This is a genomic window from Nostoc sp. (genome assembly GCF_036916975.1).
Lineage (GTDB): Bacteria > Cyanobacteriota > Cyanobacteriia > Cyanobacteriales > Nostocaceae > Nostoc.
Genome location: NZ_JBALFF010000115.1, coordinates 36547 through 59598 on the forward strand (window position 1 = coordinate 36547; position 23052 = coordinate 59598).

Sequence of the window (23052 nt, forward strand, 5' to 3'; positions counted from 1 at the left end):
TGCGTAAGTCCTAAGTGTAATATCCTTTGTAGCCGCAAATTGGGTATTATTACTGGACTGTACTCAGTATTTTCACCAAAACGTTTTCAATTAAATAGCCGAATAGATAGATTATTAAGAAAATATAAAGGTATGGATTAATACGTAGTATTTAAGATAAAACATCCATTAAGCCAATCACACATCAAGAGAGACAAAGGCATGTCAAATAAAGTTGCTAAAGACTTAGCAGATTTTTTGTTGCAAATAGAACAGCGATCGCAGTTTCATGCAGGTTATCCATATAATTTAAATTGTGATTATAGTGCGCTCTCAAAATTTTTCAATTATCTGTTAAATAATGCTGGAGATCCTTATGTAGAACCAGATTTTGGTCTACATTCTCGGAATTTCGAGCAAGAAGTATTATCTTTTTTTGCTAACCTCTATAAAATTCCAGAAGATCAGTTTTGGGGTTATGTTACTGCTGGCGGAACTGAAGGTAATTTATATGGAATGTTCTTAGCAAGGGAAATTTACCCGAATGGGATTCTTTACTCATCACAAGATTCTCATTACTCAATTCCTAAAGCAGCTAAATTATTTCGCATTCAACATAATGTTATTAATTCGCAAATTAATGGAGAAATGAATTATGAGAATTTTGAACAACTACTTAGCGAAAATTGTAGTTATCCAGCCATCATAAATTTAAATATTGGGACTACTGTCAAAGGTGCAATTGATAACTTAGACAAAGTTCTAGCAATTTTAGAGCGCAATTCGATTAAAGATTATTACATCCATTGTGATGCGGCACTTTCAGGATTAATATTACCATTTTTAGATGGCGCTCCGCAAGTTAACTTTCAAAAACCCATAGATAGTATAGCTATTTCTGCTAAATTCATTGGTTCTCCGTTACCTTGCGGTGTAGTTTTAACTAAGAAAAAATGGGTAGAAAAAGTTGAGACAGAAATTGAATATATTGGTTCAATAGATACAACTATTCTAGGCTCTAGAAACGGTCACACTCCCCTAATTCTCTGGTATGCAGTGCAAACAAGAGGTTATGATGGATTAGCGAGAGAAGCAAATACTTGTATTGATAATGCCCAATATCTTTTCCAACAACTTCAAATAAGAGAATATCCATGCATGTTAAATAAATTTTCCAATACAGTAGTGTTTCAAAAACCTTCTCAAAAGTTAATTAAAAAGTGGCAATTAGCAGTTTTGGAAAATTGGGCGCACATTATAGTCATGCAGAATATTAATCGCAACAAAATCGATATTTTTATGAATGAACTTTTGCAAGAAGAAGGGTTAGTCGATAACACCGAGGATTCCCAGCTACAGCGAGTATGACACTAATGTAGATTATCAAGCGCTCTTAATCGCCCAATCCAAGGTGTTACTCTAAAGAGAATTTGATTCCAAGATTTTATGAGAATAATTCTGACGACTGTTTTATTTCTTTAAAAAATTTTTCTGACACAAGTTAGCGGCAAGTAGTGTTTCTACTTCTTCACCTTCCATAGGTGGTAAGAAAAAATACCCTTGTCCATAATCACATTGTAGAGCCTTCAGTTGTGCTAATTGCTCTACAGTTTCTATCCCTTCTGCTGTTACAAACATGTCTAAATTATGAGCTAATGTCACAATAGCTCGAACAATTTCTAAATTTTCTCCTCGACTACCTATATTGCTGACGAAAGAACGGTCAATCTTAAGGGTTTTGATTGGTAGGCGGTGCAGGTAATTCAAAGATGAATAGCCAGTACCAAAATCATCCATGTGCAACTCGATATTCAGCGCTGTTAACTGGGAAAGTACGGTGGTAGCTAATTGAAAATTATCCATCAACAATGTTTCAGTAATCTCCAATTTCAAACTGCATGGGTTTAGTCCAGTTTCTTGCAAAATATCTTTAACTTCTTTAAAAACATCAGGTTGAGTAATTTGTTTTCCAGAAAAATTAACGCTCATTGTCAGAGGTAATGAGCTAGGAAATTGTTGATGCCATTTATGCATTTGATGACAGGCTTCATAAAGCACCCATTTTCCGATACTAACAATCATTCCAGTTTCTTCTGCCAGGGGAATAAAATCTTGAGGGGAGACAAGCCCTTGTTTTGGATGACGCCAACGTATTAGTGCCTCAAATCCAATAATTCTGCCAGTTGTCAGTGAAATAATTGGCTGGTAATTAAGGCGAAATTCTTCTTGTTTGAGCAGTGCATTTCGCAGAGCAGTTTCTAACTCCAAGAGCAAAGATGCACCCTCGTACATTTTTCGGTCAAAGACCTCATAGCGTGCCTTCCCAAGTGATTTGGCGCAGTACATTGCCACATCGGCATCGCGTAGAATCTGCGCTGCTTGCTCATAATCTGCTTTACTTAAAGCGATGCCAATACTAGCATTAGTAAACACCCTATGCTCATTTAATTGAAATGGTAAAGCTAGCACTTTTTTAATTCGCTCGGCTACCTGTATGGCGGTGCTGATATCCTCAATTTCTTCAATTAAGATTGTGAATTCATCTCCACCAAAACGGGCAATTATATCTCCAACTCGCAGAACTGATTTTAGCCGATGAGAAATTTCAATTAAAAGTTGATTTCCCAGTAGATGTCCAAGGCTGTCATTAACAACTTTAAAGCGGTCTAAGTCTAAGAAAAGTACGGCAAATAAATATTTATTTTGCTCTTGATTGCGTTCTATTGCTCGCTGCACTCGCTCCAAAAAGAATCGTTGATTAGGTAATCCGGTTAGCCCGTCATGAAGACTATTGTGCAGTAATTGCTCTTGTACTTGTTGACGCTTGATAATGTCTTGCTCAAGTTGTTGATTTAGTTTAATAAGTTCAACGGTGCGTTCTAGAACCATCTGCTCAAGCTGATGACGATACTGAACTAATTCTTTTTCTACTAACTTACGTTTAGTAATGTCACGGATAATAACAACATATTCTCGTAGCTGGGAATTAAATGGCTGTGAAATAGTCGATTCAACAATTCGTAGAGTTTGGTTTATTTTTAAGGTTTGCTCACTTCTAATAGGCCATTGCTCCGGTTTCCCGCGATAGCTGATTAAAAGTTGATTCAATTTTTTGCCAAGTAGCTGCTGAACAGTTGTTTGAAATAATTCTTCAGCGGCAGCATTTATCTCGCAAATTTTACCGTTTTCATCTAAGACTAAAATAGTATCTGGGACAGTATCGAGAGTAGTAATAAACAGGCTTTTTGCTTGTTTGCGTGCGTTATCAATAGCAGCGATTTGTGGTAGAGTTGTCCAGCAAGCGATGGCAACCCCTGTAAAAGAAAATGTCACTAACAGAATAGCTAGCAAAGAATTATGAATATTATGATAATTTTTGTCTAATAAATCGCGGATAAACCAAGTGCTTGTGGTAGTAATACAAATTAATGATACTAAAACAATCACCTGTAGTACCACAAAATCTTGGTTGTTTATACTAGACCTAACGTCGTAATGCTGTGTCCCCCATTTTAGGTGTAATGGTGCTAAATTTAAGCGACGTAGCCCTACATCTCCTATCATCAAAAGAACGGGTAATAATAAACCAACTGAAAAATATCTCCAATTCCAAGCTAAACCTCCTACTATTAGAACTACCGCTTCTATACAGAAAAAACCAAGTGACCACCAAGGCCATAACACCTGCGGTTTGTCCCGACACAGCCATAATCCCAGATGTAGACCCATAATCGACACAAGATAACAGGTGCCTGCTACCGTGAGAAGTTGAGCTACATTTCCCAAATTTAGACAAAGCAGACTGAGTAGAAAGGTAACTAAGATAGCTGGCCCAAGGACACCTTGGGGAGAAACTAATGTAAATAGAGGAGAAAGCTGATCGTCTAAAGCAAGTTGGTATAATATCCGAGGAGAGTTGGAAACTGCCGTAGCAGCACTTAAAAGGCAGGATACAGTAATCAGAAGTGTAACTATAAAAGAGGCAGATTCACCCCAAAAAGGCTTAGAAGCCGCCACCAGATTTAAGAACACATCGTCACCTATTCTTGGATTTGGAGGCGAACACATTAATACCCAAGAAGCACCTAAAAACACCGCAGGAATTAGCCAAGCAGCTACGGTTAAGAACTTCAAAGTTTTATATGGGTGGCGGCTATCAGCAACAAATGAAGAAGTGGTTTCACAAGCATAAATTGAATAGCTACCCAAAAAAAACCACTTTGCCCATTCTCCAAAGCTCAAACTATCTGTGCTAGTTAGGATAAGTTTAAAACTAGTGGTTGAGAAGGCTGACCATACTACGCCTTGAATACAAAACAAAAGTAGTAATAAAATGGCTGGTAATACAAAAAATAAATGCAAAAGTGCTAAAGCACGAGTACCACTGAAAGCCAAAATAAAAGGAATTGCTGTAAAAAGAACTTTTAAAAAAGTTTCTGGACAATAAATACCTAATGTTTCAAAATTGACTTTAATTAGGTCTGTGAGAATAATCGCATACAGTGCTGGTGCTGCTGCCCAGCTAAAAAAGTATCCTAAGGCTACGTAACGGCCTAAGCTTGGAAAGTTCTTTAGTAGCCTGGTGGTATAATTTGGTGTTCCGCCAGCGACATCTGGCCAATATCTACCTAGACTTTGTACTTGCAAGTTGAGTAAAAAGGAGACCATCGTGCCAAACAACCAAACTAACATAGCTCTAGGCCCTAACGCTGCATGAATAATCGGGGCAGTACCAATCCATCCCACATGACCTGTTAAGCCAAAGCCCCACGTTTCGAGATAACTCAGAGCCCGTGGTAAACGCATTACCAAGCGTTGATTTTTCTCTGCCTGTACAGAATTTTTAGTAAGCATTGTTTCTTAGCGAGATTTACTGGCCTTTTCACTCAATAGCCGAATATTGCTGTACATAGCTTCAGTATAAATGCTGGACTTATCGGAAAAATTACTTAATTATTACTAGTTTTTATCGAGTCAAGCAGGAGGCAGAGTGCAGGCTTTGATGAGGTTATTATAGGGTCATTTTCTTAAGCTTTCTGCCTGCTTCCCCCTGCCTCTTCGTTGAACTCAGCAGTTCTAGAGCTATAGCTATAGCTTTTGCAACAACTCCTGAGTTAACTGAAAGAACGCTTTTGAACCAGCTGATTGGGGAGCGATTAAAACAGCTGGCATAAAACTATCGACAGCCTTAGCAACATTGACATCAACTGGTATTTGTACTTTACAAATTTTTTCTACACCGAAATCTTCAACAACGCGGTGCATCACTTGTTTATAGTATCTGCCAGTGAGAAGGTTAGCACTGGACATGCTGAATACAATCCCCAGCATTTTTATATCTATTTTGGTTTCATGTCCGTGGCTGTCTTTTAATTTGGCAATGCGTCTTTCTAGGAGTTGAATACCCACTACAGATAAGGGTTCTGGTTTAGCAGGAAGTATGTAAAAATCACTGGCAGCTAAAGCGCTACGAGTTAATAAATTATATCCAGGCGCACAATCTAAGAGGATAAAATCATATTCTTGACGCACAGGTTTTAAAATATTATTTATCAAGACTCTTTCAAAGCGATTCCAAATTGTTTCAAAGTCCTGTTCACCCAAAGCAGTTGCTTGCTGATGCAGCATTTCTGAAACAGCAAATTCATCATATAAGTCGATATCTCCTGGTAACAAATCCAGACCGGGAAGATTACAAACCTGGGATTGAATGATATCTTGAATTGTCAATTTTGCTTCTGGTTCTGGATTGATAACTTGGTCTATCAGATACCTAAATGTCTTACTTTGTTTACGACGCTTGGCAAAATCTAAAGGCGACATCAAACTGAGTGTGGCGCTGATTTGGCTGTCTAAATCAAGGACAAGCACCCGTTTACCATGATTTTTAGCTAAACAGGTAGCTAAGTTGACAGTGAGGGTAGTTTTACCAACACCACCTTTCATATTTGCAGTAGCAATTACATATCCCATTGGTTGAGTCCTCTGTTGACGCATTTCCATGTAGCTAGCGTACACTTGTCTCGATCTATTAAATCTTTCATTAAATTTAATATTTTCGCAAACTCATTTCAGTGAGATTGCCCGCGACGAAGGGATATTTTTTTTTACTGGAAGTCTCTAATCTCAGGCGTGGTAATGTTTTTTGATGAAATGAGCTAGTTAAACCGCTATCACTTTGGTTGAAAGCTAGATAACATTAGATTCGGCGTGTTTACTGTTCGGGAGTGCCAAAATGTCTAAACAGCTGGGTCAAAAAATCGCACCTACACCTATATCAAATGATATCAATGTGGTGGATTTGATCGATCAATACTTTACCGCTTACAACTCAGCACGGTTGCGGGAAATCTGCCAACTACTGAGTCGTGATGTGCTAACGGAAGGTGTGACGGTGGGAGTTAGCCTTTCCGGTGCAATGACGCCAGCAGGATTCGGGGTTTCAGCGCTTGCACCCTTAATTCGCAACGGCTTTATTGACTGGATGATTAGCACTGGTGCAAATCTTTACCACGATATGCACTACGGTTTGGGTTTTGAACTTTTTGCTGGTAATCCGTTTTTGGATGATGTGAAACTGCGCCAAGAAGGTACTATTCGCATTTATGACATTATCTTTGGTTACGATGTGCTGCTAGAAACTGATGCGTTCATCCGCAAGATTCTGCAAGGGGAAGCATTTCAGAAGCGGATGGGAACTGCTGAGTTTCACTATTTACTGGGTAAGTATGTTCGAGAAGTAGAAAAGCAGTTGGGTGTACAGCATTCCTGTTTGCTGGCTACAGCTTACGAGTATGGCGTGCCTATATATACGTCTTCTCCAGGAGATAGCTCAATTGGGATGAACGTGGCAGCTTTGGCTTTGGAAGGTTCGCAGTTGGTGTTAGATCCATCAATTGACGTAAATGAGACGGCTGCGATCGCATATAATGCCCGTGAATCTGGAGGTAAAAGTGCGGCTGTAATTCTTGGTGGCGGTAGTCCCAAAAACTTTTTGCTCCAAACCCAACCGCAACTTCACGAAGTATTGGGGCTAGAAGAACGAGGACACGATTACTTTGTACAATTTACCGATGCGCGTCCAGATACAGGCGGTTTGTCTGGAGCAACCCCATCGGAAGCTGTCAGTTGGGGTAAGATTGACCCGGAAGAGTTACCTAACACTATTGTTTGTTATACCGATAGCACGATCGCTCTACCATTGGTAACAGCATACGTCTTGAACAAATGCCAGCCTCGTCCCCTGAAGCGTGTGTACGACAGGCGAGAAGCTATTTTGGATAAACTGCAAAAAGACTATCTAGCAGCCAAAACCCAATCATCGGATCAAATTCCAGCAGCAGTGGCTGAAACTGCCCAAAAGCAAACGGCGACTTATCCTTGTGGGCGGTTGATTCCGAATACGTAGGGAAGGCGTCAAAATTTATCGAATAGCTCAAAGAAACCTCACCCTGGTTTTGCATAGCAAAACCTGTCCCTCTCCTTATTAAGGAGAGGGATAGGGATGTCCGTCAGGACACAATTTTGCAAATATACCAGATGAGAAACAAGATTCTTGCTCCCTCTCCTTACTAAGGAGAGGGTTGGGGTGAGGTTTTACTTTTGCCCAATCAACAAATAAGTGGTCATTTTCCCTTTGTCTTGAACTTCGATTTCGCCCCGCTTTTCAAATAAAAATTCATTACATAAAGATTTATAAGTATCTTCTGTAACTTGTATTTTACCAACAATACCTTGCGATTCCATGCAGTGAGCGATGTTTACTGTGTCTCCCCAGAGATTATACGTAAGTTTTTTGAAGTCAATTACTCCGGCAATTACAATACCAGTATGGATGCCGATACGGATGCTGAAGTTTTGGTTATTCTGAGTATTAAATAGAGCGATCGCAGTTTGCATCTGGAGTGCCATTTGAGCGATCGCTTGAGGATGATCTCGGCGGCGTGGGGGCAAACCACCAACTACCATATAAGCATCGCCAATGGTTTTGATTCTGTGTAAACTATCTTGTTCGGTGAGGCGATCGAAAGTTGAAAAAATTGAATTGAGTAAGTTTACCAGTTGAATTGCACTCATAGAAGCAGCAATTTCGCTAAAGCCGATAATATCTGCAAATAGAATTGTGACATCACCAACCTCTTCGACAATGTTAGCTGATTCTTTCAAAGGTTTGGAGATTGCTGCTGGCAAAATATTCAGCAATAAATGTTCGGTTTCTTTCTGCTGATGGCGCACCGCTTCTTCTGTTGCTAGTCGCTGGGTGATATTGCGAAAAATGCCGCGAGTTGCAACTGGATGACCTTCGACAAATTTACAGTTAATATTACCTTCTATAAATATTGTTTGACCGGATTTAGTCACGAATGCGGCTTTTACTTGCCCGATCTTTTCTCCTGACAGCACCCGATAAAATCTTTGCAAACACTCTTGTTTGAACTCTGGATGTATAATATCAAAAACATTCATATTCGCAATTTCAGCTTCGCTATATCCCAAAGCTTCTTGCCATGCACGATTGACATACAAAAAATGACCAGATGCATTGACGCATTGAATCAAATCATTAGCATTTTCAAATAAATATCGATATCTTTCTTCACTTTCTACAAGTGCATCTTCTGCTTGTTTGCGTTTGATAAATTGGGCAATTTGACTACCAATAGAACCCACCATTTGCAATAAGTCTTTATCTTTTGGTTGTACATCCCGGCTAAAGAAAACCATCACTCCTAAGATTTCACTATCGTCTAAGATGGGGAAGCCAAAAGCTGCGTGCAATCTAGCCTCAGCAGCAGGTTGCGATCGCCGATTGTCTCCATCTTCTGTGATATCTTGAATCCACAGGGGCAAACGTCTAATCCAAATTCGACCAGGTAAGCCAACACCGGGTGTATAGGTAGTTTGCCAGGTGATTGCTTTAAACTCTCGCGCAGAAATTACTCTACTTGACCAAATTTCCACACACCTTAGTACTGCATTGAGGCTATGTCCCTCTACCGAAGTGCCAATATATTGACTTGGTGTCCAAAGTTCGCCTAAATCCCATCCCAAGTTTTGACAAATCGACTGCAAAATTTGCGGAATTACCTGTTTTACAGTTTGGGATTCTGATAATATACGAGTGATAGCATACTGGGTACTTGTACGCTGTTCTCGGTGCTGCCGAGCAGTAATATCCCGACCAATGTAGAGAATATCTTCTAATCCTTTGATTTTTTTCGGAATTACTGAACAAGAAAAAGCAATCAACCGCTTTTCTCTAGTCTTGGTTCGGCAAACTACCTCTAAATTCTCAAGATTTTTATGAAAAAAAGAATGCTGGTGAATGGCTGGTATTAAGACTTGTTCATCATCAATTATCAATGATATTGGTTGATTAATTAATTCTTTTTCACTAAAACCAAATAATTTTTGAGCAGCACGATTTACTTTTTTTATTTTTCCTAAATTATTGGTTATAAACAAAACATCTGCGATTGCAGTAATCACTTGATCCATGTAACTTTTATATTAAATTAAATAACAGTAAATTGAAAGGTATAGTAATATAGCAGTTTTATTTATCGTTGAGCTAGTGCGGTATTGCTGGTTTCTCCCATGAGTAACTGGCGTGGATTTAGGAGGATCTAAAAGTATTTGATACATCACTAAGAACTTTTCAAACATCCTCGAATACTCAGTTTTATTACTGAAATTTATATGAATTGATTAAGTGGGCTATTTTTTCATATCAATCTAGTGTGGTTGAGCAAAAACGACCATGAACAACCTTTTGATTGAGAGCATCACAATGAGTGCTTAAATCTTTTCCCTCACCCCCAGCCCCTCTCCCAAATATGGGAGAGGGGAGACATAATTCTAGTTCCCCGAATCCCATATGATGGGGGATAGGTTAGGGGATGAGGGCAAACACAAAGTTTTTGCACCTGACGGGATGCTCCCTTTTGATTTGGTTGCTCGTAATTAAGTGAGCGCCAATAACATTTTTCTGTCTTTTGGAGGATTGACAATTAAATTTTTACTACTAGGGTTGGGGAGTAAGCTGTATATAAGCGAAAAACGTTATATTGTTGTCCGCTTTATTAAAGTATAAGATACTACAAAACTTTGTTGGTTAAAAAGTAAACTTTTATTAAATGAAAAATTGCACTGCGATCGCCTAAAATTTAAAGTTGAGAAAACCATATATATAAAGTTAGTAAAAACCCAATGAATCACCAGCGTGCTAATACTCTCAAAGCTGCATTTCAAGTTTGTAATGTTGAACCGCTAGAGGGTGTAGATATGGAACGGTACTATGTTGATTTATCAGCAGTCCGCAAAACTTCAGCAATTGAACAAGTTAGTCAAATTTTAGACTTTCAAGAACCTACAGATTTCCGCACAATTTTGTTTACCGGACATCGCGGCTGTGGCAAAAGTACAGAGCTAAAACGCATTCAGAAGCAATGGGAAGAACAATATCACGTAATTTATTTAGGAGTTAACGAAGAAAGAGATATTAATGATGCTCGTTATACAGATTTATATTTAATTGTTATCAAACAAGTAGAATTTGAGTTGCGTAAATTAGGTTTAAAATTTGATACTAAACTTTTAGAAAACTTTGAATCTTGGTTTAAGGATATTACTAAAGAAACCGAAGAAACTGTAGAAAGGTCTGTCAGTATTGAGGGAGAAGCGACTCTGAAACCAGAAGCTCCATTTATTGCTAAATTGATGGTCAAATTACTAGCACAAATTAAAGGTTCTGATAAACAAAAAACTACTATTCGCCAAACTTTAGAAAAAGACCTATCACGTCTTAAAGCAGATATTAACCTTTTATTAGGAGATGCCTATGTTAAACTCCGAAAAAAATTTCCTCAATATAAAGGTTTATTGATTATATTTGACAACATGGATCGTGTACCACCAACGATCGCAGAACATTTATTTTTTGATTATGCGCCTCAGTTACAAGAACTAGATTGCACGATAATTTATACAGTGCCAATTTCTGTACTTTGTTCGCCTAAAAATCCACTCAATCAGTTTGATGGTAATCCTCATATTGTGCCAATGGTGGATATTTATCAATTGGAACGCGATCGCTGCGATTTAAACTACAATCAAACGGGACTAGAAGCAATCGCTAGCGTCATTGAAAAGCGGGTAGATATTGATGCTGTATTTGAATCTCGCCAGGAATTGCTAGATTTAGCCAAAGCCAGTGGTGGACATGTCCGCCAATTAATGCAGATGATACAGACTGCTTGTCTAACTGCTAGTACTCGCAAACATCCCAAAATTATTGCTGAAGATATTATCTATGCTGTGAAACAACAGCAATTTAGTTTTGAAAGGTTTATTCCTGAAGAACATTATGCGTTTTTAGCCCAAGTTTGTATCACCAAAAATGTCAGTAAAGATGATATTGGTCAATTAATGCTGTTTAACACTTCAGTTTTGGAATACAACGGCGATAAACGATGGAATTACCCGAATCCAGTGGTGAAACAAAATGAATTTTTCCAGAAAGCCATCAAATCCGCACTCGCAGCCCAACATTAGCTCAGAAATCGGGACGTTTATCGCGCTGAATCAAGATATATTTGCTCAATTACTCACTTTTATAGACTTTGCAGAAAAGTTTAAGATTGGTTTTGTAGAAATTAATTTTCCCCCAGATGTAGAAATATTAGTTGAGGCGTTAAAAACAAATCCTGAGTGTCGGGATATTCAGTTTTTTACCCTGAGTTTTTCTGATCCCAATTTGCGATTTCTCAAGGATGAAATTGTCAAGATATTACCAACTATTGAAATAGAATATAACAAAAAATTAGTCTTGATTGTACAAGGGTTAGAAAAGTCTATTGGGGTTTATGGAGACTATCCGCCAGTTTTACAAGACCTCAACTTTGTCCGAGATGCTTATAAAAGAACTGTTCCTCATCCCATTCTGTTTATTCTGCCAGATTATGCCCTGACTCGGTTAGCTAAATTTGCTCCTGATTTTTGGGCTTGGCAATCGGGGATGTTTCGGTTTCAAACGCCTCAAGTTACCAAAGATAATGCAATTCATGAAACTCAAAATACTGAGAGAATTATAAACAGATTAGAACCTCCAGAAAAGCAAGAGCGGATCGATTTATTACACAGCTTGCTAATGGAATATAAACCTACTGGACATCAAGCAACAGGCGAAAACCTCCGCAACTGTAGTAATATTTTGCATCAGCTAGGAATTGCGTATATAAGTAAGAATCAACCTATCAAAGCTAGAGAATATCTAGAAGAAGCCGAAAAAATAGCTAATGAGTTTCAAGATTCTACCTTCTATGCTGAAGTCCTCAACACATTAGGAAATTCTTATGGGCAGCAAAGGCAATTTGATACAGCGATCGCTTATTATCAAAAATCTTTAAGTATTTCACAGCAACTTCAGAATCCTCGCGGCGAAATTGCTGCTTTGTTTAACCTGGGGAATGCTTATCGAAACTTGAGACAATTTACACAGGCGACAACTTTCTATCAAGAGTGTCTAGAAATTGAACAACAAATAGGCGATCGCTATTCACAAGCACGTACCTACCACGGGTTGGGAAGAGTTGCCCAAGATTTGCGGGAATTTGAGGAGGCGCGGCGCAATTACCAACAAGCTTTGGCTATCAAAATCGAATTTGGCGATCGCTATTCTCAAGCTAGCACCTACCACGAGTTGGGAAGAGTTGCCCAAAATTTGCGGGAATTTGAGGAGGCGCGGCGCAATTACCAACAAGCTTTGGCTATCAAAATCGAATTTGGCGATCGCTATTCTCAAGCACGTACCTACCACAATTTGGGAGCAATTGCCCAAGATTTGCGGGAATTTGAGGAGGCGCGGCGTAATTACCAACAAGCTTTGGCAATCTACATCGAATTTGGCGATCGCTATTCCCAAGCTGCCACATACCACGAGTTGGGAAGAATTGCCCAAAATTTGCGGGAATTTGAGGAGGCACGACGCAATTACCAACAAGCTTTGGCTATCAAAATCGAATTTGGCGATCGCTATTCCCAAGCATTCACTTACCACGCTTTAGGAACGCTTGCAGAAGCAGAAGAAAACTATGCAGAGGCAAGGATTAATTTGCAGACAGCGCTAGAGATATATGTTGAGTATAAAGATGAATATTGGGGGGCGATCGCACGGGAGGTGTTAGAGAAATTACCAGAGTGATGGTAAGGCGATCATCGCTTGTTTGACATAGTTATATTTATATGTTCATAAGATAAGATTGCCGTATAAATCAAGTAATTGCCGTAACAAATTATGACTCAAGCCATACCCAAACTAGTAACCTTTGAAGATTTTACAGCATGGCGACCCGAAGGCGGAAGATACGAATTACATGATGGCGTGATTGTTGAAATGGCACAACCAGTAGGAGATCATGAGGATATTGTTGGATTTTTGGTTGAAAAAATTGCTGTTGAGTACGTTCGTAACGATCTACCTTATTCCATCCCAAAAACAGCATTAGTCCAATCTGCTAGTAGCCAATCTTGCTATTCTCCAGACTTGCTATTACTCAACCGTCCTGCTTTAAAATTAGAGCCACTTTGGCAGAAATATTCTACCGTTAAATTTGCTGATTCGATTCCTTTAGTCATTGAAGTTTTTAGTACTAACTGGCGGGATTATTATCATAAAAAGCTAGGACAATATGAAGAGATAGGAATAAAAGAATATTGGATTGTTGATTATTTAGCTATCGGTGGTAAAAAGTTTATCGGTAATCCTAAAGAACCCACTATCTCTATTTACAAATTAGTTGACGGTGAATACCAAGTTACTCAATTTAGAGGCAATGAGCGCATCGTCTCGCCTACTTTACCAGAGTTAGATTTAACCGCCAAACAGATTTTTAAAGCTGGTGGATACCTTGCATAGTTGCAACGTAGCACATCAGTTTTCGTCAAAATTTAAATAAACGCGATCGGACTTACCAACAATGCAGATTACCCAAAGTCTCCATACAGCAATTCTCGTGACTGACTTAGAACGCTCCGAACACTTTTATGGCAAAGTATTGGGATTATCCAAAATAGATCGTTCCCTAAAATACGCTGGTGCATGGTATCAAGTCGGCAACTATCAAATTCACCTGATAGTTGCACCTACTGTCCCCACCGAAAACTCAAACGAAAAATGGGGACGCAACCCCCACGTCGCTTTCTCAGTCGCTAACTTAGACGTTGCCAAACAAGACTTGCTGAATCATAATTATCCCATTCAACCCAGCGCTTCCGGTCGCCCTGCCCTCTTCACTCAAGATCCTGATGGAAATATTATCGAGCTAAGTCAGCAGTAGGGGCTTGTCTTTGCCATGCCCTTACCTTATCGTAGGGGCAATTCTTTGCCCATAGGTGTCAACTTAAGCAAAAATCTGTCTTGTTTCGAGGTTTTGCCCTCATCCCCTAACCTCGAATCCCAACTTGGGATTCGGGGAACTAGAGAATTTGCTCCCCTCTCCCAAAATTGGGAGAGGGGTTGGGGGTGAGGGTCAAACCTGGAAAGCTTGCCAGTCTTAGCTTCTACCTTAAGTTGACACCAATGGGCAGTGCCATGCCCTTACTCATCCTCAATGCTCCATAATGACAAATGACAAATGACTAATGAAAATAATTGCCTATTCTTACACCAATCCTCTACTAGAATCTTCTCCCGATCAAGCCGATTGGGGATGGGAGGTGGATCGGGTTTATGAAGATTTGGGTAAACCAGAGTCTTCTGCACAGACTACGCGAACGCAATTACAACAATTATTTACCGATTGCGAAACTGAACCAGCAGATTATCTGTTAATTCGTCGGTTAGAAGAATTAGGGGATACTGTAGAGGAAATTAGCGATCGCTTACATCAACTCGAAGTAATGGGAGTAGCGATAATTGCCACAGAACAACCCTACACTTCCGAAAATTACCCCCTGGGCGCTGACTTGCTAAATTTGCTACACGCAATCCAACGTCAGCAACGGAGTCGTCGCATCCGTCAAGGACACGCCCGGAATCGTCTTGAAGTTGCACCGCCACCCGGCAAAGTTCCCTACGGCTATCGCAGAGGTAAGGGAAAATATACCATTGATCGCAGTACTTCACCAGTAGTCAAAGATTTTTTTGAACACTTTTTACTCTATGGTTCCCTGCGAGGTTCGGTTCGTTACTTGGCGAAAAAATACGGCAAAAAAATCTCTGTCACCACAGGAAGACGCTGGCTAACTAATCCAGTTTATCGCGGCAATACAGCTTACCAAAATGGTGAAATTATCTCTAATACCCATATTCCGATAATTTCTAAAGAAGAAGCAGCCCAAGTTGATCGACTTTTACGCCGTAACAGCCGTTTACCATCCCGAACTGCTAGCGCACCCCGTTCTTTAGCTGGGTTGGTTGTCTGTGCTGAGTGTCAGTCACATCTAACAGTTACTCGTGTCACCCAACGCAACCAAGATAAGGAGTATCTTTATTTACGTTCTACTAGCTGTCCTCAACGCCCCAAGTGTCAGGCTATTCCCTACCAAGAGGTTTTAGAACATACAATTGAAACCGTTTGCCGTGATTTACCCTTAGCTGTAGCGGGGATGAATTTTCCCCAGTTGGATGCAGTCAAGAATAGTTTAGGACAAGCGATCGCTCGTCAGCAAGAAATCCTTGCTCAATTACCCGCTTTAATTGAAACTGGAATTTTAGATGTTGAAACAGCAAAGTTAAGGGCTTACAAACTCCGCACAGAAATTTCTGCACTCGAAGCAAAGTTGGCGACTCTCCCCCCAGTTAACTTGCGTTCTGTTGCTCAAGCTGTTTCTATACCACAATTTTGGTTAGATTTATCAGAAACAGAGCGACGATTTTACTTTCGAGAATTTATCAGGCAAATTGACATTACTGTTGAAAATAAAGAATTAAAACTCCAAGTTATTTTTATTTTTTAGTTGAAACGCTATTTCTGAGTTGGTTGATCCTTAGTATACGCAACAGGTTTTGGCCCTGCATTTCGCACATTCACAAGTTTATTTAGGATATCAAACCAAAAAGGCGCACCCATCGAAATAGCCAAACCACTCACAATCCAACCGCAAATTAATTTAAAACCCTGCCAAATTCTAATTAATACAACATTTTCACTATTCGAGTCTTTAACATCTAATAACTCAAACTGCTGATTGATGTTTTGCCATCCAATGGGAACAGAAGCATCTCCTAAAAGTTTCTCAATTTGTCTTCTGGCTTGTGGATCATTGATAAAATCGGCTCGTTGACTTGCACTTTGAGTAATAGCAGAGCGGATAGCCGAATCCTGCGACAATCTACTAACTAAGTGAAATGTATCAGTATTAGTGAATATGGCAACTGATATCCCAATTAAAATTGCAACTCCTTTTGCATTGCGCTTATAAACGCCACTGGCTCGATCCATAGAGCGATCAAACCATGTTTCGACTTCATTTTTAAACTGATTCATTTCTTCGGTGAGGTTGCCAACCTTGATCCTACTCCGTTGAGCAATCACCCCAAGACTCTTAATTAAATTATCAGGTACATCATCCGGCAAATCTTTATTAACAAAATCTATAAAATTTTGGTCAATATCTCCATAAATTGTTTGAATAGTTTTATATTCTTCACTATCTTGATTATTAACACCTATTTTAAGCTCTTTGTAAAATGCTAATATTATATGTAAATTAGTTTCACCATTTTCACTATAATTTTTAACATAATTAATTAACTGGGGGATTTTTAAGGTATCTAATAAAGTAATTGCAAAGGTTTCAGAAGGAAGATAGGAGGGACCACTTTGTTTTTCTCCAAGTCCTTTTGTATCAATATTTTTACTAATTCCCCGAAACTGCTTTTCTATTTTCCCCTTGGCTTGTTGATTCAAGGTATTAATCAAAGGATCGGTATAAAGTTTATTTACCAAGTTTTCTGCTTTAATAATTTCTGATTCTTCGGTTTCGCTACCACCTGCTAAAAGTAATTCGATTGAGCTTTTTAAATGTTTAGCTCTCCATTGTAAAGATGTAGAAATCAACTCTTGAATTTCAGAAGCTATCAGGCTCAAAATGAAGTAAATAACAACTAAACCAATAGTAATATCCACAATCACAGGTAAACTCATTGACAATACTCCCCTAATTTTCTAGTTGTTTATTCTTTAGGATTTATGCAAAAAGGCACTGAAAGCCTTGATTTATCGTCGGGGCAATTCATGAATTGCCCCGACATTTCGGACTTGATGCGTAAGTCCTATTCTTCTAAAAAAATGCTTTTACAGAATTTTATAGTATAAATGTTACAATTAAATAATTACTTAATCAAAATTAAAGTAATAAATGTTACTTTATCAAATTGCGTTTATTAATAATTAAAAATAATTATTGAACATTAAATCAATGTTTTAGGTAATAAAGAATTAACTTTTATTCTTAAAATTACTAATCAAAAAAATATAGATATTTTTTTAGTGATTTAGCACGCCATTTATATCCTGTATCAATTAGTTCCTAATAGGTTTGTTTGAGGAACAAAACCCAATATTTTCAAGACTTTGTTGGGCAGGGCTATTTCATTCTATTTTTACGGCAGTTTTTAGGAATCTTTTTCAGAAAAATAAGAATTTAAACGCGATTTAAGTTGAGAACCGTAGTTTTTGCCCTCACCCTAAATCCCTCTCCCACATCTTTGAGAGGGACTTTGAAAACGTCACATTTTAGAATGAAATAGCTCTGCTTTGTTGGGTAACACTTAAGTTCAACACAACCTACAAATCTTCAAAACCTACGCAGTATTGCAAGAGGTCTAATTTATGGTTTTTGACGCGGGAGCATCCCAATTTTGGCTTAAATCTTTTCCCTCACCCCCAGCCCCTCTCCCTTCAGGTGGGAGAGAGGAGACATAATTCTAGTTCCCCGAATCCCAACTTTGGGGGATAGGTTAGGGGATGAGGGCTTTAACTTAACTGGATTGGAATTTAATTAGATAAAAACTAAGTAAATAAAATTTAAACTAAGCGTCACATGAAAAAAAATACAAGTTCATTTACGGATTATCCAACAGGTAATAAATAATTTATGGAATGTATGATTTTTATCATTTATAGGCAAAAATGTTATTTAAATAACCAATATAAATTTTTCAAAAAATAGGGCTAATTAGATAAACTTGAGTTAATCTTGGAAACTAGCAATTGTTAATAACATACGTTGTTCCTGGGTGACAACATTGGAGATTCGCTAGATGTCTCTATGTAATCAAACCAGAAAGTAAAATGATTAACATAGAATATGCAAGAAGGAAGCTTTATTTGGAGTCATCTAGAAAAACAGCATCGCCCGGTTGGCAAATGGATTGATTGGGTATGGCTAATAATATTGCTATCGGCAGCAGTGTTACTCTTTAGCATCAATCTGGGAGGATTGCCGTTGCGAGATTGGGATGAAGGGACTGTGGCACAGGTTGCTCGGGAAATTTGGCACGCTCCAGCAGGTTCAATGCGTTGGCTTTACCCAACGTTAGGAGGTGAACCATATCATAACAAGCCGCCTTTGATACATTTGCTAATTGCTTGGGCTTATTCTTTAGGAGGCGAAAATGAGTTGACAACGCGCCTGCCTGGAGCAATTTTAACAGCGACATCTGTACCTTTACTGTATTGCATTGCTAGAGAGATATTTCGCCAACGTTGGGCGGCTATTTATAGCGCCTTGATTTATTTAACAATGCTACCGGTGGTGCGTCATGGGCGGTTGGCAATGTTGGATGGGGCGATGGTAAGTTTTTTGATGGTGATGATGTTGTGCGTGTTGCGATCGCGCCGAGATTTACGTTATTGCCTTGGTGTTGGGATTAGTTTTGGGCTGATTTGCCTGACTCAAGGATTATTAGGCGTATTACTAGGTGCGATCGCCATTGTATTTCTGTTTTGGGATACGCCACGACTGCTCACCTGTTACTATCTGTGGATAGCAATTTTAATTGGTATTTTGCCTGTAGCTACTTGGTATACTGCCCAACTAATTCACTATGGTTACATTTTCGCCCAAATTGGGCTTGTAAACCCATCGCTAGGGCGAATTGGCTCATTTGTAGAAGTAAATCCTGAACCACCTTGGTACTATGTTATTGAACTTCTCAAATACACATGGCCGTGGCTATTATTTTTACCGCAAACTATCCGCTTAACCTGGGAAAATCGCAACCTTAGTTGGGCAAAATTAGTAATGGCGTGGAGTGGTGTTTATCTGCTGGTAATTTCTTTCATGATTACCAAAGTTCCCTGGTATTTATTTCCGATTTACCCTAGTTTAGCTTTAGCTTTTGGTATCCAATTATCAGATACAGAAAATTCGCCTTTACTCTCATCTTATCCCCGTGCTTGGGTTGCTGGTTTAGCGATACTTGCTGTAGCCGCTTCTGCTGGTAGTATTTATTTCAGTTGGGGTACAACACCAAAAACAGACTTACAACTGATTTTTGCAGCAGTAGCTTTAACTATGACCTTAGCAGCTATTTTGGCAGAACGAGGTGATGGGCAATTTCTGAAGATTTTGTTTTGGGGAAGTTATATTTCGCTGCTACTGTTAATGAAATCTAACTACTGGGTTTGGGAATTATCTGAAGCTTATCCAGTTAAACCAGTCGCTGCGATGATCGTGCGGGCAAATCCAGCTACGAGGAAGATTTACACATCTTTTCCCTATCATCGTCCCTCATTGGATTTTTATAGCGATCGCACCATCATACCCGCTTCTGTTGGCGAACTTGAATATTATTGGCACTACAACGGGCAACCCTACTTTCTCCTTCATGCATCTGCTTTCAACAATCTCGAATTAGAGTCAATCAAGCTAGTTGACGAAGCTGAAGGCTGGAAGTTAGTTACAAAAGATACTAATCGTCTTTAAGTTTAGGGAATTAAAAAGAGGCAGAGGGGCGGGGTGCAGGGGGCAGAAAAAAAAGGGGAAACTTCTCCCCAGCAAAGCCCACCCTGCCTCCCTTCATCTGGCGAGCCTTTTTCCAAAAAGTCTAAAAAACCTGGGATTTAGTTTGAATAATAAATGACAATTTACGTATTATTCCTGTTTCAATAGTAGTATTATTTACTTACAATGGGAATCTTACGAAATATTTCATTTATTAAATTTAGTAATTAGGTGCTTAGAATGCCACATAATCTTTCATTGTTAACAGAACCAGTAAGAAGGCTTGAGACAGTAGCAAATCAACCATTTTCAGAAGCGTGGGCGAAGAAGTATTTGCGAAATCTAGCTGAACAGGACGATCGCATCGAAGTTCTTAAGGGCAGTGAAATCGCAAGTGAGGTTGCAACAACGTTAATCCAGGCACTCCGAACCACGAGTCTGCAAGCGTGGGGAAGAACGGAAGCGCTTTTGTCTCAAGAGGTGATTCGGCATCAAATTGACCCTGAATTAATTGATCCGTGGGAAGTCGCCAAGGATACCCACAAAATTTATCAAACTGCCCTCTCAGCTTATGCCGAACAGATTCCCCCAGCGAAGTTTTCTACCAAGGTTACCAGGGAATTGGGAAAAATTCGGCAGAAGTACACAGCAAATGATCCTAGAGTGATCGGCTTCATTAGTATACAGTTTCACTACGGCGGACAAATACTACTCAACTTGACACCGCCAGCGCAGCAAGCATCGCTGAGTGCTTACTTTAAGGTGATTGATGACCATCTCTATATGCCGCTCCAGCGTGCTTACCAGGCAGCAGCAGAATATGCTTATGATGCACCACAATTACAAGCTGTCCAAAAACTTTTGCCATTCTCCAGCGAGATTGCGACCAAGATTGCGGAACGGGTGATGCAGATGTATCCTAACTATCAAAGCCATACAGGTCGTTTAAGTGACACTAGCGTTCAGATTTCGAGTGTCCGTGATATAGAGATGTTCCAGGTGTATCTGTGGGTCTGTGTTTTGGAAAACAACATTAGCGCCATACAACAAGAGCTATTTCCATTGTGTGTCATGCTGTATCCCCGATTAAAGGTACGCTGGGAATTGGTGCGGCAATTGATTCACTTACTCGGCACTGAGATCCGCTCTCGTCTGGAACCCCAACAGGCTGCTTATTTTGTCCCCTACTATGACTCGTTGTGGGCAATGTTTTCACCCGAAGTATTGCCGGATGGTAAATTGTAGCTCCTCTGGTGTCCAGATTTTCTCCATTGTTTGGCTAAACTCAGAACATCTGCTGTATTCTGCAAAAAACTAAGGAATCATCGCTACCTTAATTACCTGACGCGCTTTCATCTCACAAAACACCTGTTCTAAATCTTTTAATGGCCGCTGTTCACTAATAAGTAACTCAAAGGGAATTTTGCGACTAGCAATCAGTGCCAGCGCTTGCTGCACATACTTTGGTGTATTATGAAACACGCCTTTGATGGTCAGTTCGCTGTAGTGTAGCTGTTCTGTGTTGACAGTAATGCTGGTATCCCGTGGACATCCACCGAATAAGTTGACTGTTGCACCAGGACGGGCGCAAGCGATCGCACTTTCCCAAACACTTGGTACACCAGTTGCTTCAATCACTACATCTGCGCCCCATCCTTGGGTAAGTTCTTTCACTACGCTGGGAATATCCGCGATTTGATGATAATTAAAGGTCTGGGTTGCACCCAATTTTTGACCAATTTCTAGCCTGTGGTTATTACCTCCCCACAGCAACACCTCAGCTTTCTCACTCAACGCCGCCACAAACATCAACCCGATCGCCCCATCTCCTAAGACGACTACTCGATCTTTGGCTTTGACGTTAGAACGGGCTACACCATGCAACACACAAGCTAAGGGTTCCGTCATCGCTGCCAATTCCCACGGCAACTCATCGGGAATCTGTAATAAATTATGCTCTACTATCGGTGCAGGAATTTTCAAGTATTCCGCAAAGGTCCCATTATTCCAGGTCAGATTCGGACATAATGAATATTCTTGTCGTTGACAAAAAAAGCATTTTGTGCATGGCGCGGAATTATTAGCGACAATGCGATCGCCTATTTGCCAATTTGTAACCCCTGCACCCAAGGCAACAATTCGCCCAGCCCCTTCGTGACCAAACAGCGTTGGTGGTATCAACATTTTGGCATGACCACCACGCCGCCAGACTTTCAAATCTGTACCACAAGTTGTTGCCGCCCCCACTTGGATCACAACTTCGCCCGCCGCCGGAGTGGGGTCAGGAACTTGCTCTAAACTTAAATTTTCTTGCCCATAAAGTAACGCTGCTAACAAAGCTTTAAACCTATTAATTAGCTCCATCCGATTTTATCAGTTGAAGCTAGTACCGTAAGGCAAAAGTCAGCCCCAACCCTTGGGGACACACTCGCGTCCGGGGAAGTCACGCATTGACGCATTCAAAAATTTACCAAAGCAAATAAATAAATTTAGTTGCTCTGAGTCAATTGACGTAGTATTTCACAGCATGTCGTGTCTCGAAATACATATTTTTTATTTTCCGTAAATAAATTTAGTTGCTCTGTACCTTTTTATTTATGGTCACGTATGCTTTAATTTTGGGCTTTCTGGCTATTTTGAATGGTAGGTTGATTTCCGCCGACCTGTACTAAGCTAAAACACATCTAATTTGCATATCAAAATATCAATATAGCGGTTCCCATTCAGATGCGGTACAACATTATATCGCCAGTTGTAAGTGCATGGCAGTGCCTGGCCCCTACGGATGTACCTCACATAAACTCCTAACCGCTATATCTTGTGGGGTGGGCAACATGAGCGCCCTGATTATGCAACTTAAATGCTGATTAGCTTAGTATTGTGTCGCAAAACTTTTCAGAGGTTCGTGGTGTTCAGATCCCCGACTTCGTAGAAGTTGTCGGGGATCTCGCAGCCCCGCAAAATTAATGGGACAGAACACTAGTTGATAGGTTTAAAGTAAATTAGTTTTTGATTTCTACTAGGTTTTTATCAGGGCTATTTCATTCTAAAATGTGACGTTTTCAAAGTCCCTCTCCCAGACTTGGGAGAGGGATTTAGGGTGAGGGCAAAAACTACGGTTCT

Annotated in this window: 14 protein-coding genes; 9 read left to right on the plus strand and 5 right to left on the minus strand. The window is 39.7% G+C overall.

Annotation, left to right across the window (positions count from 1 at the left end):
* Positions 1–201 precede the first annotated feature (201 nt).
* Positions 202–1347, plus strand: a complete 1146-nt coding sequence (locus tag V7K73_RS26655) for a histidine decarboxylase (RefSeq protein ID WP_334884613.1) — start codon at positions 202–204, stop codon at positions 1345–1347.
* A 102-nt stretch (positions 1348–1449) separates the two neighbouring features.
* Here V7K73_RS26655 and V7K73_RS26660 read toward each other — a convergent pair whose 3' ends face one another.
* Together V7K73_RS26660 and V7K73_RS26665 are read right to left on the minus strand one after the other, a co-directional pair.
* Positions 1450–4833, minus strand: a complete 3384-nt coding sequence (locus V7K73_RS26660; protein WP_334884615.1) for an amino acid permease — start codon at positions 4831–4833, stop codon at positions 1450–1452.
* A 234-nt stretch (positions 4834–5067) separates the two neighbouring features.
* Positions 5068–5952, minus strand: a complete 885-nt coding sequence (locus V7K73_RS26665; RefSeq protein WP_334884637.1) for a ParA family protein — start codon at positions 5950–5952, stop codon at positions 5068–5070.
* A gap of 262 nt (positions 5953–6214) precedes the next feature.
* Here V7K73_RS26665 and V7K73_RS26670 point away from each other — a divergent pair, with 262 nt between their 5' ends.
* A complete protein-coding gene (locus V7K73_RS26670) occupies positions 6215–7387 on the plus strand; it encodes a homospermidine biosynthesis protein (protein WP_334884617.1) in 1173 nt (390 codons plus the stop codon).
* Positions 7388–7575: 188 nt separating this feature from the next.
* On the opposite strand, the gene V7K73_RS26675 is transcribed toward V7K73_RS26670, so the two are convergent.
* Positions 7576–9477, minus strand: coding sequence for an adenylate/guanylate cyclase domain-containing protein (locus V7K73_RS26675; RefSeq protein ID WP_334884619.1), 1902 nt, complete (start codon positions 9475–9477; stop codon positions 7576–7578).
* Positions 9478–10188: 711 nt separating this feature from the next.
* On the opposite strand from V7K73_RS26675, the gene V7K73_RS26680 reads away from it, so the two are divergent.
* From V7K73_RS26680 to V7K73_RS26700, 5 genes are all read left to right on the plus strand, one after another.
* Positions 10189–11532, plus strand: a complete 1344-nt coding sequence (locus tag V7K73_RS26680; RefSeq protein ID WP_334884621.1) for a P-loop NTPase fold protein — start codon at positions 10189–10191, stop codon at positions 11530–11532.
* Complete coding sequence (locus V7K73_RS26685) at positions 11483–13180, plus strand: tetratricopeptide repeat protein (RefSeq protein ID WP_334884622.1); 1698 nt, start codon at positions 11483–11485, stop codon at positions 13178–13180. The genes V7K73_RS26680 and V7K73_RS26685 overlap by 50 nt, the downstream gene beginning before the upstream one ends.
* A 93-nt stretch (positions 13181–13273) precedes the next feature.
* Complete coding sequence (locus tag V7K73_RS26690) at positions 13274–13894, plus strand: Uma2 family endonuclease (RefSeq protein WP_334884623.1); 621 nt, start codon at positions 13274–13276, stop codon at positions 13892–13894.
* A gap of 61 nt (positions 13895–13955) precedes the next feature.
* Positions 13956–14315: a VOC family protein gene (locus tag V7K73_RS26695; protein WP_334884625.1), complete on the plus strand. Its 360-nt coding sequence runs from the start codon at positions 13956–13958 to the stop codon at positions 14313–14315.
* Between the two features lie 304 nt (positions 14316–14619).
* Positions 14620–15936, plus strand: a complete 1317-nt coding sequence (locus tag V7K73_RS26700) for a recombinase family protein (RefSeq protein WP_334884627.1) — start codon at positions 14620–14622, stop codon at positions 15934–15936.
* 8 nt (positions 15937–15944) lie between these two features.
* Here V7K73_RS26700 and V7K73_RS26705 read toward each other — a convergent pair whose 3' ends face one another.
* A complete protein-coding gene (locus tag V7K73_RS26705; protein ID WP_334884629.1) occupies positions 15945–17126 on the minus strand; it encodes a hypothetical protein in 1182 nt (393 codons plus the stop codon).
* A 1165-nt stretch (positions 17127–18291) separates the two neighbouring features.
* Here V7K73_RS26705 and V7K73_RS26710 point away from each other — a divergent pair.
* Both V7K73_RS26710 and V7K73_RS26715 read left to right on the plus strand, forming a co-directional pair.
* Positions 18292–19911 carry an ArnT family glycosyltransferase gene (locus V7K73_RS26710; protein WP_334884631.1) on the plus strand — a complete coding sequence of 540 codons (1620 nt, stop codon included), beginning with the start codon at positions 18292–18294 and terminating at the stop codon, positions 19909–19911.
* A 258-nt stretch (positions 19912–20169) separates the two neighbouring features.
* Positions 20170–21174: a hypothetical protein gene (locus V7K73_RS26715; RefSeq protein WP_334884633.1), complete on the plus strand. Its 1005-nt coding sequence runs from the start codon at positions 20170–20172 to the stop codon at positions 21172–21174.
* A gap of 69 nt (positions 21175–21243) precedes the next feature.
* Here V7K73_RS26715 and V7K73_RS26720 read toward each other — a convergent pair whose 3' ends face one another.
* The gene (locus tag V7K73_RS26720) at positions 21244–22266 is read right to left on the minus strand and encodes a zinc-dependent alcohol dehydrogenase (protein WP_334884638.1); all 1023 of its coding nucleotides are present in this window, start codon (positions 22264–22266) and stop codon (positions 21244–21246) included.
* Between the last annotated feature and the right edge of the window lie 786 nt (positions 22267–23052).

Excerpts from the sequence above, each read along its gene's own strand:
- V7K73_RS26655 (WP_334884613.1), top strand. The coding sequence starts at position 202 with ATGTCAAATAAAGTTGCTAAAGACTTAGCAGATTTTTTGTTGCAAATA.
- V7K73_RS26660 (WP_334884615.1), bottom strand. The coding sequence starts at position 4,833 with ATGCTTACTAAAAATTCTGTACAGGCAGAGAAAAATCAACGCTTGGTA.
- V7K73_RS26665 (WP_334884637.1), bottom strand. The coding sequence starts at position 5,952 with ATGGGATATGTAATTGCTACTGCAAATATGAAAGGTGGTGTTGGTAAA.
- V7K73_RS26670 (WP_334884617.1), top strand. The coding sequence starts at position 6,215 with ATGTCTAAACAGCTGGGTCAAAAAATCGCACCTACACCTATATCAAAT.
- V7K73_RS26675 (WP_334884619.1), bottom strand. The coding sequence starts at position 9,477 with ATGGATCAAGTGATTACTGCAATCGCAGATGTTTTGTTTATAACCAAT.
- V7K73_RS26680 (WP_334884621.1), top strand. The coding sequence starts at position 10,189 with ATGAATCACCAGCGTGCTAATACTCTCAAAGCTGCATTTCAAGTTTGT.
- V7K73_RS26685 (WP_334884622.1), top strand. The coding sequence starts at position 11,483 with ATGAATTTTTCCAGAAAGCCATCAAATCCGCACTCGCAGCCCAACATT.
- V7K73_RS26690 (WP_334884623.1), top strand. The coding sequence starts at position 13,274 with ATGACTCAAGCCATACCCAAACTAGTAACCTTTGAAGATTTTACAGCA.
- V7K73_RS26695 (WP_334884625.1), top strand. The coding sequence starts at position 13,956 with ATGCAGATTACCCAAAGTCTCCATACAGCAATTCTCGTGACTGACTTA.
- V7K73_RS26700 (WP_334884627.1), top strand. The coding sequence starts at position 14,620 with ATGAAAATAATTGCCTATTCTTACACCAATCCTCTACTAGAATCTTCT.
- V7K73_RS26705 (WP_334884629.1), bottom strand. The coding sequence starts at position 17,126 with ATGAGTTTACCTGTGATTGTGGATATTACTATTGGTTTAGTTGTTATT.
- V7K73_RS26710 (WP_334884631.1), top strand. The coding sequence starts at position 18,292 with ATGCAAGAAGGAAGCTTTATTTGGAGTCATCTAGAAAAACAGCATCGC.
- V7K73_RS26715 (WP_334884633.1), top strand. The coding sequence starts at position 20,170 with ATGCCACATAATCTTTCATTGTTAACAGAACCAGTAAGAAGGCTTGAG.